Origin of the sequence: Xanthomonas citri pv. mangiferaeindicae (genome assembly GCA_002240395.1) — a bacterium.
Lineage (GTDB): Bacteria > Pseudomonadota > Gammaproteobacteria > Xanthomonadales > Xanthomonadaceae > Luteimonas > Luteimonas citri_A.
Genome location: CP016836.1, coordinates 42,395 through 60,989 on the forward strand (window position 1 = coordinate 42,395; position 18,595 = coordinate 60,989).

At 69.7% G+C, this 18,595-nt stretch carries 14 protein-coding genes; all 14 read right to left on the reverse strand.

All coding sequences use genetic code 11. The annotated features are described in order from the left end of the window. Positions 1–69: 69 nt before the first annotated feature. The 14 genes from BEN78_00190 to BEN78_00255 all read right to left on the reverse strand — a co-directional run bounded on the left by BEN78_00190 (position 70) and on the right by BEN78_00255 (position 18,580). Complete coding sequence (locus tag BEN78_00190; GenBank protein ASR42068.1) at positions 70–1,476, reverse strand: sorbosone dehydrogenase; 1,407 nt, start codon at positions 1,474–1,476, stop codon at positions 70–72. After that, positions 1,473–1,913 carry a hypothetical protein gene (locus BEN78_00195; protein ASR42069.1) on the reverse strand — a complete coding sequence of 147 codons (441 nt, stop codon included), beginning with the start codon at positions 1,911–1,913 and terminating at the stop codon, positions 1,473–1,475. Before BEN78_00195 ends, BEN78_00190 begins: the two co-directional genes overlap by 4 nt. A gap of 140 nt (positions 1,914–2,053) precedes the next feature. Continuing rightward, a complete protein-coding gene (locus BEN78_00200) occupies positions 2,054–2,845 on the reverse strand; it encodes a diguanylate phosphodiesterase (GenBank protein ID ASR44795.1) in 792 nt (263 codons plus the stop codon). Positions 2,846–3,307: 462 nt separating this feature from the next. Next, a complete protein-coding gene (locus BEN78_00205; GenBank protein ID ASR42070.1) occupies positions 3,308–5,422 on the reverse strand; it encodes a hypothetical protein in 2,115 nt (704 codons plus the stop codon). Between the two features lie 89 nt (positions 5,423–5,511). Next, a complete protein-coding gene (locus BEN78_00210) occupies positions 5,512–7,578 on the reverse strand; it encodes a hypothetical protein (GenBank protein ID ASR42071.1) in 2,067 nt (688 codons plus the stop codon). 175 nt (positions 7,579–7,753) lie between these two features. Then, positions 7,754–10,054, reverse strand: a complete 2,301-nt coding sequence (locus BEN78_00215) for a hypothetical protein (protein ASR42072.1) — start codon at positions 10,052–10,054, stop codon at positions 7,754–7,756. A gap of 94 nt (positions 10,055–10,148) precedes the next feature. Then, entirely contained in the window at positions 10,149–11,321 is a 1,173-nt protein-coding gene (locus BEN78_00220; GenBank protein ASR42073.1) for a hypothetical protein, read from the reverse strand. Beyond that, entirely contained in the window at positions 11,296–11,847 is a 552-nt protein-coding gene (locus BEN78_00225) for a hypothetical protein (protein ASR44796.1), read from the reverse strand. Before BEN78_00225 ends, BEN78_00220 begins: the two co-directional genes overlap by 26 nt. Positions 11,848–12,048: 201 nt before the next feature. Beyond that, positions 12,049–13,293: a hypothetical protein gene (locus BEN78_00230; protein ID ASR42074.1), complete on the reverse strand. Its 1,245-nt coding sequence runs from the start codon at positions 13,291–13,293 to the stop codon at positions 12,049–12,051. 13 nt (positions 13,294–13,306) lie between these two features. After that, entirely contained in the window at positions 13,307–14,599 is a 1,293-nt protein-coding gene (locus tag BEN78_00235) for an adenylosuccinate synthase (GenBank protein ID ASR42075.1), read from the reverse strand. Between the two features lie 241 nt (positions 14,600–14,840). Beyond that, entirely contained in the window at positions 14,841–15,032 is a 192-nt protein-coding gene (locus BEN78_00240; GenBank protein ASR42076.1) for a hypothetical protein, read from the reverse strand. 8 nt (positions 15,033–15,040) lie between these two features. Further along, positions 15,041–15,904: an HflC protein gene (locus BEN78_00245; GenBank protein ID ASR42077.1), complete on the reverse strand. Its 864-nt coding sequence runs from the start codon at positions 15,902–15,904 to the stop codon at positions 15,041–15,043. Then, positions 15,901–17,061 (reverse strand): HflK protein, encoded by a 1,161-nt coding sequence (locus BEN78_00250; protein ID ASR42078.1) that lies wholly within the window; start codon positions 17,059–17,061, stop codon positions 15,901–15,903. The genes BEN78_00245 and BEN78_00250 overlap by 4 nt, the downstream gene beginning before the upstream one ends. A gap of 196 nt (positions 17,062–17,257) precedes the next feature. Next, positions 17,258–18,580: a GTPase HflX gene (locus BEN78_00255; GenBank protein ID ASR42079.1), complete on the reverse strand. Its 1,323-nt coding sequence runs from the start codon at positions 18,578–18,580 to the stop codon at positions 17,258–17,260. Positions 18,581–18,595 lie beyond the last annotated feature (15 nt).

Here is an 18,595-nt window from a genome sequence, read left to right on the forward strand (position 1 = left end):
CCACGGCGCAATCAAGACAATCGGCAGGACGGGCCCGCAGGGCCCGTCCGTTCGTCGTGTCGACGCTCGTCAGCCTGCGGGCGACGGCGATGCCGGCGCAGGCGCGTCGGCAGATGGGGGCTCCGCGGGCGCGGAGATTGCGGCCGGGGCCGTGGCACCCGCCGCTGCCCCGGTCGGCACGATCCGCCAGATGGTGTTGGCCAGATCATCGGCGACCAGCAGCGCGCCGCGCGGGTCCACCGCCACGCCCACCGGGCGGCCGCGGGCCTTGCCGTCCTGGCCAAGGAAGCCGGTGGCGAAGTCGATCGCCTCGCCGGACGGACGACCGTCGCGGAACGGCACGAACGAAACCTTGTAACCGACCGGCGGATCACGGTTCCAACTGCCGTGCTGGCCGACGAACACACCGTTGGCGAATTGCGCGCCCATCGCGGGCGACGAGAACGCCAGGCCGAGCGCGGCGACATGCGAGCCGAGCGCGAAGTCCGGCACGATCGCGCTGGCGACCTTGTCCGGCTTCTGCGGCCGCACCCGCTCGTCCACGTGCTGGCCCCAGTAGCTGTAGGGCCAGCCGTAGAAGCCGCCGGGGCGCACGCTGGTCAGATAATCGGGCACGAGTTCGTCGCCGATCTCGTCGCGCTCGTTGACCACCGCCCACAGCTGATCCATGCCCGGCTGCATCGCCAGCGCAGTGGGATTGCGCAGGCCGGTGGCGAAGACACGATGGAAGCCGGTCTGTGCATCGACCTGCCAGATCATCGCGCGGTTCTCTTCCACCGCAAGACCCCGCTCGGTGATGTTGCTGTCCGAGCCGATGCCCACGAACAGATAGCGTCCGTCATGGCTGATCGCCAGCGACTTGGTCCAGTGGTGATTGATCGCCGCCGGCAACCGGGTGATCTCCTGCGGCGGGCCGGCGGCGTTGACCGCGCCTGGGGTGTAGTCGAAGCGCAGCAGCGCATCCTGCGTCGCGACGTAGATCGAGTCGTTGCCGAAAGCCAGGCCGTACGGCGCATCCAGGCCTTCAGCGAAGATCGAGCGGCTCTCGTAAGCGCCATCGCCATCGCCGTCGCGCAGCAAGGTGATGCGGTTGCCGCTCTCGACCTGGGTATTGCCGCGGCCCTTGATGACGCCGGCGATGATGTCCTTGGGCGTGAGCTTGGGCGCGCGGCCGCCGCGGCCTTCGGCGACCAGGATGTCGCCGTTGGGCAGCACCAGCATCTGCCGCGGAATCTGCAGGTTGTCGGCGATCGGCGTGATCTCGTAGCCCTCGGGCACCTGCGGACGCTCGTCGCCCCACTGCGCCGGCAGCGAGACCTTCAACGTCGGGAACAGACCGCGCTGCGGCTTGGGCAGGTCGGGCGACGGGCCGACATAGGTCTCCTCGGGCGTGCCATTGCAGGCCGCCAGCGCAAACGCCAGCGCGGGCACCAGCACACGCAATGCGATCTTCGATCGGGAATGCCGGATGTTCATGCCACCACCTCCCGGCGGCGCAGCGTGCCGCCCAGCGCGAACCAAAGCGTCGCGGCGATCGACAGCACGCACAGCGTCGACCACACCAGCGCCTGCGGCATCTTCTGCCACGCATCCATCGCGTGGATCAGCGAATTGAGAAAGCCCAGCACGCAGGTCAGCGCCAGCAGGCCGGCATAGAGGAACCGGGTGCGCGTGCGCGCGGTCGGCGTGGCCAGCGAGACCAGCGCCCAGACCAGGCCGACGACGGCGAACAGCATCGCGCCGACCAGCAGCCAGGAGGCGAAGTTGGTCCACTGGATCTCGTAGCTGCGCGCGTAGGCGATATCGGCGATCAGGGCGCCGAGAAACAGCGGGAATGCGCTGGTGACCAGCAGCATGTGCAAGGGGTGCAGCGGCCTGTGCAATGGCGCCACGACGACAGGGCGTGTGTCCATGGAAGGTCTCGGTGAGGGCGGGACGCGTCGCGCGCGGGCCACGCGCGGCACCGGGCATCCTCCCCGATGCGGCGGCAAGGGCCGGTGAAACGCCCGCGATGCGATGGTCCCTGCCCTCGCCGACCGAGCCTGGTCGCGCCTCAGGCCTCGAGATGGGCCCAGAGGGCATCCGGCACCGGCACCAGCGCCTCCAGCGCCGGCTTGCCGAACAGATAGCCCTGGAACAACGGCACGCCCAAGGCCCGCAGTGTGCGGTACTCGGCGTCGCGCTCGACGCCTTCGGCGAGCACAGTGCACCCCAGCGATTGCGCAATCTGCACCACGCCGCCGATGATCGCGGCGCGGTTGGGGTCGGCATCGACGTTGCGCACCAGCGCCATGTCGAGCTTGAGCAGGTCGGGCTGGAAATCCGCCAACAAGCCCAGGCCGGCATAGCCGGCGCCGAAATCGTCGATCGCGGTCAAAAAGCCGCGGCTGTGATAGTCGCGGAAGATCCGGGTCAGGTGGCCATGGTCGCGCACCTGTTCCGATTCCGCGGTCTCGAAGATCAGCTTGTCGGTCGGGAAGCCGAAGGTCTGCGCGGCGGCGAGCGTCAGGCGGATGCAGGTCGCCGGCTCGTAGACCGCATTGGGAAAGAAGTTGATCGACAGGCGCTCGCGCAGGCCCAGCCGCGCCGCGGTCTCGATGGCCTTGACCCGGCAGGTCTGGTCGAAGCGGTAGAGCTGTTCGGGGCGCACTTGCGCAATCACCGCCGCAGCGCCGCCGCCGTCCATCGACCGCACCAGCGCCTCGTAGCCGAAGATCGAGCGGTCGCGTGCGTCGACGATCGGCTGGAACGCCATGCGGATATCGAAGCCGAGCGGGTCGTCGGCCCCGCAGCCGCGGCAGGGATTGGGATGGCGCGCATCGCCGAACACGGTCTGCAGGTACATCGGCGCTCCCTCGAGCCGTCGGGTCATGCGGTGGGTCGCGGGCGCGATCATGCACCCGAGCCCGACCATGCTACGTGAGGCGCGCAGCGTGATCGCGTCTTCTATACGTGACGGAAGCGCTCCCACGCACACGCGTCCGGGTCACATCAGCAACCGAAACGCCCGACGCGTCCTGCCCTCCCCCGCCTGCGGGGGAGGGTTGGGTGGGGGCGTATTCCGGAGAAGGCCCCTCCCCTACCCGACGCGCAATGCGCGCCGGCCTCCCCCCGCAGGCGGGGGAGGCAAAGCGTGTTGTGCATCACTGTCGCAAAGGACGGGCCGTCGGCGGGGCCATTCAGGCAGTCCGCGCCCGGCGTCACGCGCTGGAGGGCCCGCAGACCGACGCCCTCGCCGACGCCACGTGCAAAAAATCCACGCCAGGCGATCCCTGGCGTGGTCGTGCGGCGCTCGTACCGCGCGCCGTCAGGGCGTGGCGTTCGTCGCGGGCAGCAAGGTGTCGATCAGGAACGTCATGCGCAAGGCCATGAGTTCGGGGTTGCGGAATGCGTCGCTGACGCCGTGCCCGCCCTCCTCGTCCTCGAGGAAGTACACCGGTGCGCCGACGTCATCGAGCCGCGCCGCCAGCTTGCGGGCATGGCCCGGTCCGACGCGGTTGTCCTCGGTCGAGATCGTCACCAGGAACGGCGGATAGGTCACGCCCGCACGCACGTTCTGCATCGGCGAGTACGCGCGCATCGCGGCCGCCTCGTCGGGCTTGTCGGGATCGCCGTACTCGTTGATCCAGGCCGCGCCCATGCCCATGTGCCGCATCCGGATCAGGTCGGTCAGCGGCACATCGCTGACCACCGCGCCGAACAGGTCGGGGCGCTGAGTGCCCAGCGTCGCCGACAGCAGGCCACCGTTCGACATGCCGAACACGCCGATCTTCGCCGGGACCGTGTAGCCGCTCGACACCAGTTGCTCGGCCACGGCGATGAAGTCGTCGTAGGAGCGCTGACGCTGGGTGCGGATCGCCGCCTGGTGCCAGGCCTCACCACGCTCGCCGCCGCCGCGCACCGCCGGAATCGCCAGCGAGCCGCCGCGGTCGAGCCACAGCTTGAAGGCCGGGCCGCCGACCGTGTGATCGAAGTAACCGGGGCGGTAGGAGATGCCGAACGCGCCATAGCCGGTCATGAACAACGGCTGCGGACCGGGCGCCAGTGCCTTCGGCCGCAGCAGCCAGTAGTCGACCGTGGTGCCATCACGCGAGGTCGCGGTGCGGATCTCGGTGATGTAGCCGGCGCCGTCGAACAGGCTGCGGTCCTCGGCCAGCAGGCGCAGCGGTTGTCCGGGCCGGTACAGCGACTGCCGGCGCGGTGCGACGAACCCTTCGCGGGTCACGATCAGGTCGTCGGCCGAACTGCCGCCGCCACGCACCGACAGCGTATCGCCGGGGCCGCCGGCGATCGCTTCGTCCACGCGCCAGCCCGCCTCGACCGGCGTCGCCAGCAGCACGCGCGGCACCAGCAGTTGGTTGACCACGAACGCCAGCTTGCCCTGTGCGCTGGCGATGTCGCTGCGGCCGCCCAGGTAATCGCCGTCGGCGGGTGTGTAGATGCGGGTGACACGCGCACCGGTCGTGGCCGGGTCGCTGTTCCAGGCCAGCAACGTCTCGGCCGGATATGCCGTGCCTTCGACCGTGGCATCGACGCCGAGCTGGACCACCACCTGCCCACCGACCAGCGCCTGCACGGCCATCGGCTTGAGCGAGCGCGGCAGCGGTGCCTGCTCGACGGCGCCATCCTGGCCGACGCCGAAGACTTCGAACGTCGAGTAATCGATTGCGCGCACGATCACGCCGCGGCGCTGCGCCCCCTCGCCGACCGCGAACAACTGCACGATCGCGTCGGTTGGCTGCGCGGCATAGACCTCACGCGCACGCGCCAGGGGTTCGCCGCGCTGCCACAGGCGCACCGACGCCGGCCAGCCGGCCATCGTTTTCGGCGCACCATCGGCGGTGTGTTCGACGAGCACCTGGTCGGGACCCATCCATTCGGCGAAGGCGCGCGCCTTCGGTGTGCGGAAGCCCTCGTCGACGAAGCGCGCGGCGTCCAGATCGAATTCGCGGATCTCGACCTCGTCGCCGCCCGCCGGCGACAACCGCAGCAGACAGCGCGCAAACGTCGGCGCGAGGCAGGCGCTGGACAGATCGTAGGCCTGCAACTCGAATGGCGTGCCTTCGGCCTGACGCAGTTGCCCGACATCGAGCACGGTGCGCCACGACCCGGGCAGGCCGTCTGCGTCGCGGTCGGCAAGCTGCAGCAGGCCATAGGGATGCGCGGCGTCGCGGAAGAAGCGCAGCGCCCGCGGGCCCATCAAGGTGATGTCCGGTTCAGCGGCGCCGGTGGCGAGCGCACCCGCCAGTTCGGCCTTGACCTGGGCATAGGCGGGCATCGCGCGGATCGCGGCTTCGGAGGCCGCGGTCTTGCCCCGCGCCCACTCCAGCGCGCGGGCGTCGTGCGGCGGTTCCAGCCATTGCGGGTCGGCGGTCTGCGCCATCGCCGGTGCGAGGGCCGCGAGCGCCGAGAGCGCCAGCAACCGGGCACCGGGGTGAATCCGTTGCGAGAAAGGCATGAGATCGTCCTGTCGGAAGACCGGCGCCCGTTGCAGGCGCCGGTCGGGGCGGGTCAGAAGCTGTAGCGCACCAGCACGCCGAAGGTCCGCGGCCGCAGGCGATTGGCCACGCCCAGGGTCGTACGGGCATTAAGCGCGCCATCCTCGTCGGTGAGGTTCTCGCCGTAGAGGAAGGCCGACCAGCCGGCATCGGACTCCAGACCGACGCGCGCATCGAGCATCGTGATCGCATCGCCCGGCGACCCGGCGGTCAGCGCGGTCTCACGCGCCGAGTCGTGGACCAAACCGGTGCGCGCGACACCGCGCAGGTCGCTGCGGATGTCCCAGCTGTAGGCGGCCGAGGCCGACAGGCTGTTGCGCGGCACGTTGTAGACGTCGGTGCCCTTGTTGAGCGGCGTGCCGGGCACATCGGCGACGTAGGTGGCGTCGATGATCGCGCCACCGAGCTGCAGCATCAGCGATGCGGTCGGCGTGTAGACCAGGTTGAACTCGACGCCCTTGTTCTCGGTGCCCTTGGAGTTGGTCAGGCCGTTGATGGTCGAGGTGATCGGCACGCGCACCGCCACATCCTTCCAGTCGCTGTAGAACAGCGCGCCCTCCACCAGCAGGCTGCCGTCGAGGAACAGCGACTTGGCGCCGAGCTCGTAGGTGGTGATCGAGTCGGGATCGATGGTCGACGGCAACACGATGCCGTTCTGCTCGGCGAGCAGGATCGAGGAGATCGGCTGCAGCTGGCCGGAGCGGAAACCGCGGGCCGCACTGGCGTACAGCGTGGTATCGCGCTCGGGCTTGAACGACACCGACACGCGCGGATTCCAGCTGTCGAAGTTCGCGTTGAGCGTCGAGGTGCGCGTGGTCGAGACCGAGATCGCGTCGACGTCGTCGCTGAAGTAGCGCAGGCCGCCGGTCAGTGCCCAGCGCGGATCGGGCAGCTTCACCGTGACTTCGCCGAAGACCGCGTAGGCGTCATTGGTCTGGCTGGATTGGCTCGGCGGCGCACCGCCGACCTGCGACGCGTCGTTGCGCTCGGCCTCGCGCAGGTAGTAGCCCACGGTCCAGTCGACCCGGCGGTCGCCGGTGGACGACCAGCGCAGTTCCTGCGTGCGCACCTGCAGGTTGATGTTGCTGACGTAGGAGGTGGTCGGATTGAGCATGCCGTCGTTGGCATAGTCGAGTTCGGCGTCGGCGAACGAATAGAACAGTTCCGAGCCGCCGAAATCGTAGGTGCTCACGAAGCTGGCGGTGTGCCATTCGTCGGTGTTGCTGTAGAACGAGTTCGTCGTCAGATCGTCGAGCGCGCCGTTGCCGCCGCCCGGTGCGTCCGACTCGTACTTCCAGTAGGCGAGGTCCATCGTCCACTGTTCGACCGGTGCGAAGCGCACCTTCACCCGTCCGGTCTTGACGCGCTGCTCGTTGATGTCCTGGTCGCCGGTGGTGTTGTCGTCGGTCCAGCCCGAGAGCTTTTCGTCGGTGACCGCCACGCGCGCGGCCAGGCGATCGTCGATCAGCGGGATGTTCACCACGCCCTTGCCGCCCCAGCCGTTGCTGCCGCCCTTGGTCGTCGAGGCCGATCCCTCGAAAGCGCCGCCGAAGGTGTTGAAGTCGGGCTTGCGGGTGAGGATGCGCACGGTGCCGCCCATCGAGCCTTCGCCGAACAGCGTGCCCTGCGGCCCCTTGAGGATCTCGACGCGGTCGATGTCCCAGGAGCGCGCTTCCGGATACCACGGCACGCTGACGCCGGTGAACGGGATCTCGTCGAGGTAGTAGCCGTTGTCGTTGCCGCCTAGCGAGCTGGACACGCCGCGGATCTGCACCTGGGTGAAGCCGCCGCCGTTGTCGACCGAGGCGGCACCCGGCGTCATCGTGATGATCTCCGAGACGTTGTTGATGCCGAAGGCATCGATCTGCTCGCCGGTGATGGCCGACATCGCGATCGGCACGTCGATCTGACGCTCGCTGCGCTTGCGCGCGGTCACGGTGACGCTGCCCAGTTCCTTGACCGCGTCATCGTGCGAGGTGGCCCGAGCGGTGTCGGCGGTCTGAGCATCGGTGGCGAGGGCGTCGTCGGCCTGCGCATTGGCGGCGAACAGCAGGGCCGTGGCAATGCCTACGCACAGCACCTGGCGGACGGGGACGGATGGGCGATGCGAAGCGCGGGCGGTACGGGTCACGGCTCTCTCCTGGCGATCGGTGGGGCGCGATGTGCGCGTCGAAGACCAGGCGTCGTGCATGGCCTTCCAAAAGCCGTGACGAGCGAATGAAGAAAAAGTGAAATGCGCCTGTCATGCGCACGGGTCAGTAGCGCGTCTCGAACTCCAGGCCCACTGTCAGCGGCCGAAGTCGCGTGGCCATGCCACGGATGTTGCGGGCATCGTCGGCGCCCGATTCGTTGCTCAGGTTGTCGCCGTACAGGGTCAGACTCCAGCCGGCGTCCGATTCCAGCCCCACGCGCGCGCCCGCCCACAGAATCGCGTCGCCCGGCGAGCCCTGGGTCAGCGAGACCTGGCGTGCGCTGTGATAGCGCAGCCCGGCGCGGGTGACGAGTTGCAGGCCCTCGCGCACGGCATGGCGATGCTCGGCCGAGGCCCCAGCGGTCAGCCGTGGAATGTTGTAGACCGGGGTGCCCGGCGCGATGGTCGTGCCCTCGACGCGCGCGCTATAGGCGGCATCGATCCACGCCGCTTCGAACTCGAAACGGGTGTCGGTGCGCGACTGTACGGTGAGCCCGAGTTCAGCGCCGCGGATCCGCGCGCCCTCCGAATTGACCAGGCCGTTGAACACGTCGGTCACGGGCACGCGGACGGGCACGTCGCGCCAACGGCTGTCGAAGACCGCGGTCTCGAGCAGCACCCGCCGATCATGCAGCAGCAGCTTCGCCCCGACTTCGCTGGTCAGGATGCGGTCGGCGTCGATCCTGGTGGGTAGTGCGATACCGGCCGCCTGCGCCAGCAGCACCGAGGTCACCGGCTGCAACTGGCCGGAGCGGAAGCCCTTGGCGAGGCTCGCGTAGACGGTGGCATCCGGTGCCGGCTTCCACGACACGCCCAGACGCGGATTCCAACTGTGGAAGGTCTCGTCGAGCCCGGTCTGGGCATCGGCGGTCAACGACGCGCCGCGCACACGGTCCTCGAAGTAGCGCAGCCCCAGATTGACGCTCCATTCGGGTTTGGGCAGTTGCAACGTCGCCTCGCCGAAGTACGCCGCGCCGTCGTTGGTCTGCCGGGCGCGGCTGGGTGCGACGGCGCCGATCGCCGCGACATCGGCGCGGGCTGCGTGCCGCCGGTAGGCACCGAGCGTCCATGACAGCGCGCCGCGTCCGCGCGAGCTCCAGCGCAGTTCGTTGGTCTGCAGCGCGATGTCGATCGCGCTGGTATAGGCAGTGCCCGGCAGGATCTCGCCGGCCTGCTGCTGTTCGAGGTCGGCCTGCGCATGCGTGTAGACCAGGGTCGAGGCGTCGGCCTCATAGGTGCTGACCAGGTTGGACGTGGTCCAGCGCACATCGCGGCTGTAGAAGTACGAGGTCTGCATCGCGTCGTCGGCCGCGTAGCCGCCACCCGGCGCGTCCGAATCGAAGGTCCAGTGCGCCACGTCGAGTCGCCAGCGCTCGGTGGGCAGTGCGGACAGGCGCAAGCGGCCGGTGCGCACGTGCTGGCTGTTGATGTCGCGGCGGCCGTCACGGCTGTCGTCGACCCAGCCGGGCAGCGATTCGTCGGTGGCCACCGCACGCAACGCCAGGCGCTCGGCCACCAGCGGCAGGTTGGCCATCAGCTTGGCGCTTCGGCCGTTGCCGCCGTCGCGCACCGTCGACAGGCCGGCGGTGGCGCGCAGCGCGACGCGGTCGAAGGCCGGCGCGTTGGTCAGAATGCGGACGGTGCCGCCCATCGAGCCTTCGCCAAACAGCGTGCCCTGCGGGCCGCGCAGCACCTCGACGCGGTCCAGGTCGAACGCACGCGCATCCGGGTGCCAGGGCACGGTGACGCCGGTGAACGGGATCTCGTCGAGGTAGTAGCCATTGTCGTTGCCGCCCAGCGAACTCGACACGCCGCGGATCTGCACCTGGGTGAAACCGCCGCCGACATCGACCGTCGATGCACCGGGCACCGAATCGATCGCGTGGGCGGCATTCATCACGCCAGCGGCCTCAAGCTGTGCGCCACGCAGCGCGGTCACCGCCAACGGGACATCCAGGCTGCGCTCGGTCCGACGCCGGGCGGTCACCTGCACCTTGCCCATGTCGACCGGTGTGCGACTCTGCGGCGCGGCCGACTGCTGCGGCGTTGCGGGCGTGCGCGGCGGCGCGGCGATCGCCGGGGCGATGGCGACGACGCCGTCCTCGCTGACCCGGAAATCGAAACCGCTGCCGGCGAGCAAGCGCCGCAATGCGTCACGATCGTCCATCGCGCCCTGCACTCGGGGCGTTCTGGGGGCGGCGCGCAGATCGCCGATCGCCACGAACTGCCGGCCCGACTGCTCGGAGAACTGGATCAACGCATCTTCGAGCGCCTGCGGCGGCAGGTCGAAGACGGTCCGCGCGGCCGGCGGTTCGACGGCGCGCACCGGGCCAGACCACAACGAGACCGCGGCCAACGCCGACAACAGCCATCGCGCGCCCGCCCCCGACCGCAGAGCGCGGGGAACGCAGGATGCCGCCCGGCGACGGTATGCGCTCAAGCTCTCAAGCGTCTCCCGGTCATTGCAGCCCCCGTGCGGTCGGCGCATCCGCGCCGCTTTGATCGGACACGCGCGGCGCGGGCCCCGAGCGGGTCAGCACGATCCGCTCGCCATCGCGTACGACCCGCAGCGACAGCGCGCGGGCGACGCTGTCGAGCCAGGCATCCAGGTCGCCTGTCTGCCAGCGCCCGGTCACCTGCATCCGCGCCATGGCCTCGTCCTGCAGGACGATCGGGCGCGAGGAATAGCGATTGAGATCGGCGACCACGTTGCGCAACGATTCACGCCGATAGGTCACATTGCCATCGAGCCAGGACAGGGTCGACGCGGGCTCGTGCGCCACCGGCGCCAGCAGCGGCCCGTCCTCGACCAGGGTCGTGCTCTGGTTGGCCGTCAACTGCACCACCTGGTGCGCCGCACCGCCGTCGACGCGGAGGTCGGTCACCTGCACGCGGCCCTCGGTGACCGAGACGCGCTCGCCTTCGGCCCGACGCGCGACCACGAATCGCGTGCCCAGTGCCTGCGCCATCGCACCTCCGGCGCGGACCTCGAACGGCCGCGCCGGATCCTTGGCGACTGAAAAATAGGCCTGCCCGCGGACCAGCTCCACCTGCCGCCGCTGGCTGCTGTACTGCACGACAATCTCGCTGCCGGCATCGAGATCGATGCGCGAGCCATCGGCAAGCGTTGTCTGTCGCGGTGTGCCGACGGCGGCAACGAGGTGCATTTCGGGCCCGACGTTGGGCGCATCGGCGCGCCACAGGCCCACGGCCACGGCGACCGCGGCGACGCTGGCGGCCAGCGCCGCCCAGGCGCCGGTGCGGCGACCACGGCGAGCCGCGTGCGCCGTGCGCACCGACGATCGTGGCCGGAACGTGGCCTCGGTGACCGCCGGAGTGATCGCGGCGCGCGCCGCGTCATCGCCCGCAACCGGGGCGACGCGGGGCGCCTGCGCCTCGCGCACGGCCTGGACGCGGCCGGGATCGACGTCCGCGGCGGCCTCCCACAGCAGGTCGATGTCGGCAAAAGCCTGCGCATGCAGGGGCGAGGCCTCCATCCAGGCATTCCAGGCATCGACGTCGGCGTCGCTCAGGTCGTGCTCGCCCAGCCGGATGAGCCAGGTCGCGGCCTCTTCGAGCGCCTGGGCACGGCGCGCGGCAGTGGGCTCATGCATGGTCGTCACCTTCCGCATCGTCCCTGAGTTCGTCGAAGCGCAGCTGGCACAGCGCCAGTGCGCGCGCGACATGGATCCGCACCATCCGGTCGGTCAGATTCAGACGCTCCCCCGCTTCCTTGAAACTGCATTGCTCCATCCGCACCAGGCGAAAGGCCTCTGCGCACTTCTCCGGCAGCTCGGCGAGCACGTCGGGCAGTCGCTCCACCACCCGCCGGGCACGCGCGGAACGCTCGGGATCGGTGCCCGGGTCGGGCCACAGCTCCAGCCCGTCCGGCTCGGGAAGCTCGGTGTAGGCGCGTCGCCGCAACAGGTCGGTGGCCAGGTTCTGCGCGATCTTGAACAGCAGCGCGCGCTGGAAACTGACCACCTGGGCATTGCCCAGATGCAGCAGCCGGGCATAGGCCTCCTGCGCGACCTCGCGCGCGTCCTCATAGGACCCCAGTCGGTGCTGCAGCGAGCGGACCAGGGTCGTGTTGAGGTTGCGCACGAGTTCGGCGGCGTCGAGCGTGCCGGGCGCAGGCCGGCCCGCCGGCGCCGGCACGGCGGGCGCGTCGGGCTCGGGTAAGCGGTCAATCGGGTGACGGACGGACTCCATGGATGCCTGGACGAACCAGCCCTGCAAAAGTGAAATGCGTGGCCTGCATCCGGCAAACCGATGAACCCTCGCCCGCATCATGGCAAGCCGCGCGGCTGCGGACAATCGGCGCGTGCGCCTGTCGTCCGCCTGCCGCGACGGGCCCGCTCAGGGCTTGAACGTGAACCCGCTGCGCGCCGAATCCAGGTGCAGCGTCGGCACGGCGACATCGCCCAGTCTGACGTCCAGGCCGCCGTGGCCGTCATCGACGAAACGCAACGCATGGGCGCCGGGCTGGGCGGCGAACAGCCGGTTCAACGCGGCCCAGTCGAATCGCACTGCGGTCTCGAGCGTATTGCCGCTGGGCGAGCGCCAGTACAGGGTCATCTCCCGGGGCACCGCGCGCGACTGGGCGATCCCCTGCCCCACCCAGGGACGCAGCATGATCTCGCGCTCGCCGTTGAAGTACTCGGTGATGACCTGATAGAGCTCGGCGTCGGAACCGGGCGGCTCGAACACCGGGGCCCAGTCGTAGCGCTGCTGGTAGTCCAGCCACGGACGGGCCGAGGCGTCAGGCATCACCTGGGCCCGCATCTGCGCGCGCGTCACCGAGATGGTCGAAAACAACGCGTCCGCGTAGCGCGCATCGTCCTCGACCGGCTGGGCCCGGAACGTACCGACCTGAACCTGCTGGGCGCCGTAGCGCACCCAGACTGCGACCAGGCCCTCGGGCGCGAAGCCGAACACCAGTCCGCGCATTGGGTAGTAACTCATGCCGAAGCGATTGAACTGCCGCGCGTAGTCCGGCACCTGGCGCACGTCGATATAGGGCTGGAGCGGCTGCTCGCTGGAATCGGACTCGTTGTTGGGATAGGCCCGGTAAGCCAACGTTTCCATCAACGCGCGCGGGAAGGCCGCGTCCAGGCGGTAGAAGGTGTCGTCGTACCGGGCGTAGTAGACGATCTGCGCGCCCACCGGAATGCCGCGGTCCTCGCCGGCGCCTTTTCCCGACTGGCCCCACGTGCCCGAACTGCTGCCGTAGGGCAGCGCGACCTGGCGTCCGTCGAGCAGCACGACATGGCCTTCGACCGGCGTGACCAGATAGGGATTGTCGGGATGCGACAGGTCGATGCCGAACGACGGCAGCGGCGGATCTTTCGCGTCGGCCTGGCAGCCTGCACACAGGGCGGCGGCGATGGCGAGGACGGCGGGGAACAGGCGCATCGGGGTCTCGGTGGCGGGCAACGGGCGATCGCACGCCGGAGGCGGCGTGACGGACGCATCGTTGCGTCCGGCGTCGCTGCGCGCAAGCCCGTCGTGCATGCACGTGGCCTGCCCGCCGGGCGACCGCGGCCGGTCGATGCCGGTGCCCGGATACGACACGGCCCGGACGCGCCGGGCCGTGTCGGTCATGCCACGTCCGCGATCAGGCGAACGGGTCCTGCAGCACCATCGTGTGCGCGCGGTCGGGGCCGGTGCTCACGATGCTGATCGGGCAGCCGGCCAGTTCCTCGAGCGCGCGCAGGTAGGCGCGGGCTGCGGGCGGCAGATCGTCCCACTCGGTGATGCCGTGGGTGGTCTCTTCCCAACCCGGGAACTCGAGGTACACCGGCGTGCACTCGTCCCAGCCGGCGGCGTCGAGCGGGGCGTACTCGGTGCGCTTGCCGCGATATTCGTAGGCGATGCAGACCTTGAGCTTCTCCATGCCGTCGAGCACGTCGAGCTTGGTGATGCACAGTCCCGAGATCCCGTTGATGGCGACCGCGCGCTTGAGTGCGACGATGTCCATCCAGCCGCAGCGGCGCGGGCGGCCGGTCGAGGCGCCGTATTCCTGGCCGCGATCGCGAATGCCCTGCCCGATCTCGTCGTCGAGCTCGGTCGGGAATGGGCCGCCGCCCACGCGCGTGGCGTAGGCCTTGGCGATGCCCAGCACGTAGTCGATCGCATCCGCGCCCACACCGGTGCCGGCCAGCGCGCCGCCGACGGTGGTGTTGGAGCTGGTGACGTAGGGATAGGTGCCGTGGTCGATGTCGAGCAGCGCGCCCTGCGCGCCTTCGAACAGCACCTTGCTGCCCTGCTTGCGCAGGTCGTGCAGGATGCCGGCGACGTCGGACTTCATCGGCTCGACGTACTCGCCGAAGGCCAGCGCCTCGTCGTAGGTCTTCTGGAAGTCCACCGCCTCCACGCCCAGGTACTGGGTCAGCACGAAGTTGTGGTAGTCGAGCGCGGTGCGCAGCTGGTCCTCGAGCTGCTTGGGATAGTGCAGGTCGGCGACCCGGATACCGCGACGAGCGACCTTGTCCTCGTAGGCCGGGCCGATACCGCGTCCGGTGGTGCCGATGGCCTTGCCGCCGGCGGCCTTCTCACGGGCCTGATCGAGGGCGATGTGGTAGGGCATGATCAGCGGCGTGGCCGGGCTGATCTTCAGCCGCGAGCGCACCTCGATGCCGGCGGCCTCGAGCTCGCCGATCTCCTTGATCAACGCCGCGGGGCTGAGCACCACGCCGTTGCCGATCAGGCAAAGCGCATCGTCGCGCAGGATGCCCGAGGGAATGAGGTGGAGAACGGTCTTCTTGCCGCCGATGACCAGCGTATGGCCGGCGTTATGGCCGCCCTGGAAACGCACCACAGCGCCGATGTCCTGCGTGAGCAGGTCGACGATCTTGCCCTTGCCTTCGTCGCCCCATTGCGCGCCGAGCACTACGACTGACTGACCCATCTTGATGACTCCTGTTGCGTGCGGCCATCGGGGCCGCAGAGTGGGTCCGCACCTGGCGCGACGCGCCGCTGCGGAGCGCGCCATCGGGGCACGTCCGCCGCGCCGGACCCGGACACGGAAAAAGCCGGCAAGCGCGCCCTTGCAGGGGCGGCCAGCCGGCTTTTGTGCATTCTCCGGGTTTTCGTCGTGCGGGGCCACCCCAGGGGCGGCCGGAGGTTCAGCCCCCGCGCACGGGCGCGTTTCAGCCTGCGCCGCGCACCAGCACCAGGGCGGTCACGCCCAACAGCAGGATCACCCCGCCCACGCGGCGCAGCGCACCGGACGACATCGCCAGCATTTGGGCTGCGGTGCGCTTCCACAGGCCCGGGGCGACGAAGAGGATCAGGCCCTCGATCACCGCCACCAGGCACAGCGCCGCCCACAGCTGCGACATCGTCGTGCTCAGCGGTCGCTGCGCAGGTACTGCAGGAACGGGTCGTTGCGCTCGAGCACGATCACGCTGTCGCCCTTCTCGAACGCCTTGCGGTACGACTCCAGGCTGCGCTGGAAGGCGTAGAAGCCCGGATCGCGGTTGGCCGCTTCGCCGTAGATACGGGTCGCCTCGGCATCGCCCTCGCCTCGCAGCTTCTGTGCATCGCGCTCGGCCTCGGCCAGCAGCACCGTCTGCTCGCGATCGGCCTGACCGCGGATCGCACGCGCCTGCTCCTCGCCCTCGGCGCGCAGCCGGGTGGCGACCTCGCGGCGCTCGGCGCGCATACGGTCGTAGACCTGCACGATGACCTGGCTGTCGGTGGGCAGGTCGATCTGCTTGAGGCGGATATCGACGATCTGCATGCCCAGCGACTTGGCGGCTTCGTTGATGCCTGGCAACTGGCGGTCGACGAACTGTGCGCGGTTGCCCGAGACCAGCTCGGTCAGCGTGTTGGCGTTGATCTCGTTGCGCAGCGAGTTCTTGATGATCGGCTCCAGGCGCAGGCTGGCGTCGTCCTCGCGGCCCTGGGTGGCGCGATAGAACGCGGCGGCGTCGCTGATGGTGACGATCGCAACGAAGTCGACGCTGACGTCCTTGCGCTCGGAGGTCAGCGAGCGCTCGGGCGAGAACGCGCTGGCGTTGAAGCGGCGGTCGAAGATCCGCGCCGACTCGATCAATGGGACCTTGAAGTGCAGGCCCGGGCCGATATCGGTGCGGGCCACGCGGCCGAGGTTGAGCACCAGGGCGACCTGGCCTTCGCGGACCACGAACACCGAGCCCATCAGGCCCAGCAGCACGATGATCAGCAGCGGAATGACGAAATTCAGTCTCATCGGGAGCCTCCATCGCGCGGCGGGCGCGGCAGCTGGGAGGACCGCGCGGGCGCCTGGGCGGCCTCACGGGTGGCCTCGACGGTCGGCGACAGCACCTCGGGCGGGACCAGCGACGGCGCGGCCTGCGAGGAGGCCCCACCACCGGCCATCGGGACGTAGATCAGCTGACGGCCATCGCCGCCGACCACGGTGCGGTTCTCGGCGAGCACCTGCTGCACGGTATCGAGCCACAGGCGCTTGCGGGTGACGTCGGGGGCCTTGGCGTATTCCTCGACCAGCAGCGAGAAGCGGGTCGCGTCACCGGTGGCGCGGGCGATCTCGGCGGTCTTGTAGCCTTCGGCCTGCGCGCGGATACGTGCGGCCTCACCGCGTGCCTCGGGCACGATCTTGGCGGCGTAGGCGCCGGCTTCCTTGACCAGCTGTTCGTTCATCTGCTGGGCGCTGTTGACCTCGTCGAAGGCCGGCTTGACCTCCTCGGGCGGGCGCGCGTCCTGCAGGTTGAGCTCGGTGACGGCCAGGCCCGTCTGGTAGCTGTTGAGCGAGGCCTGCAGCGATTCCTGCGCCGCGGTCGACAGCGGGCCACGGGCATTGAGCGCAGCGTCGAGATTGGCACGGCCGATCTGCTCGCGCACCGCGCTGACCGCAGTCTGCTCGAGCATCTCGCGCGCATTGCGGGTGCCATAGAGATACTTGATCGGATCGCCGACCCGGTACTGCACGTTGAACGAGACCACGACGATGTTCTCGTCGCGGGTCAGCACCGGCACGGTATTGCTGTAGGACTGCACCGTCGTCGCATCGACCTTGGTCACGCGCTCGATCGGCCACGGCAGTTTGAAGTTCGGACCCGGGCCCATGACGCGCGCGGCCTGGCCGAAACGCAGCACCACGCCACGCTGCTGTTCGCCGACCAGCACGAAGCAGTTGAGCAGCACGATGACGACCAGCGCGACCGCGAACCAGCGTAGCGGGTTGCCGCCACCGCCACCACCGAACAGGCCGCGCAGTTGGTCGATCAGGCCGTCGAACGCACCGCCACCGCGACCACGGCGGCCGCCGTTACGGCGCGGCGGCCAGGGATTGCGGTCACCGCCGCCGGACCCGCGACGGTCCGGGGACTCGTTGTCCTTGTTCTTGCCGGGAATGTTCCAGGCCATGCCTGCTCCAATTTCGGGCGCGCAGCCTGCGTCGGCGACGGCGCGGGGATTGCATAGTCTAACCGGCTCCCGGGCTGCGGACGCCACGGCGCCAGCAGGAAACACGGTCGTCGATGTCGGAAAAACGCGGGGGAAGATCGGGAAACGGACGTGATCGGGGCGCTTGTGCGGACACCCCACGACCGAAGGCCCCAGATCAGATGGTGTCAGGGTCGTCGACAGGCAAGAGCACGCGCAATGGGGCGCCCTCGGGTTGCGCGGCCAGGCGCGCGGCGTCGGCATGCGCCAGATCGACCTGTAGCCGCCAACCGCCGGCCTCCTCGGCCACTTCCTCGCGCACTGCCTCGAGCGCGTGCAGGCGCGCACGCAACCGGCCCGCCTCGGGCGGCAACGCCACGCTACCGACGATGCGGCGCATGCCCAAGCGGCGCGCCAGTGCCTGCGACAGCAGGTCCAGGCCGAGCCCGTCGCGCGCGGAGATCCACACCGCCTCGCGCACGGCATCGTCGGCGAGCGCCGCCGGATCCATGTCGTAGCGCGGCGTAGCGCCGTCGATGCGGTCGATCTTGTTGAACACCAGCAACTGCGGCAGCTCACCGGCGCCGATCTCGCCGAGCACCGCATCGACCTGGGCGATGCGCTCGTTGCGCAATGGATCGGCGGCGTCGATGACGTGCAGCAGCAGATCGGCCTCACGCGCCTCGCTCAACGTGGAGCGGAAGGCGGCGACGAGTTCGTGCGGCAGGTCGCGGACGAAGCCGACCGTGTCGGCGAGCACGATCGCACCGCCCGACAGGTCGACCCGGCGCACGGTCGGATCCAAAGTCGCGAACAACTGGTCGGCCGCGTAGGCGTCCGCGCCGCTGAGCGTATTGAACAGCGTCGACTTGCCGGCGTTGGTGTAGCCGACCAGGGCGACGCGCGGCAGTTCGCTGCGCACGCGCGCGCGGCGCATCTGGGTGCGCTGCACCTCGACCTTGCCCAGCCTGGCCTGCAACTGCTCGACCCGCTTCTGCAGCAGGCGGCGGTCGGTCTCAAGCTGGGTCTCGCCCGGACCGCGCAGGCCGATCGAACCACCGCGCTGGCGTTCCAGGTGGGTCCAGCCGCGCACCAGGCGCGTGGCCATGTGGCGCAGCTGCGCCAGCTCGACCTGCAGCTTGCCTTCGTGGCTGCGCGCGCGCTGGGCGAAGATGTCGAGGATCAGCCCGGTGCGGTCGACCACGCGCCGCTCGAGCGCACGCTCGAGGTTGCGCTCCTGGCCGGGCGAGAGCCGGTGGTTGACCAGGATCAGGTCGGCGCCGCTGGCGTCGGCGGCGGCCTTGACCTCCTCCAGCTTGCCGCTGCCGATCAGCGTGGCGGCATTGGGGCGGTCGATGCGCGCGGGGATCACCATCGCGACATGGGCACCGGCCGAGCGCGCGAGCTCGGAAAATTCCTCGAGCACGCCCTCGTCGGCCGGGCCGTGCGCGTGGGGCTGGATCAGCAGCGCGTTTTCACCCTTGCGGGAGCGTTCGAACAAGCGGGGTCAGACCTC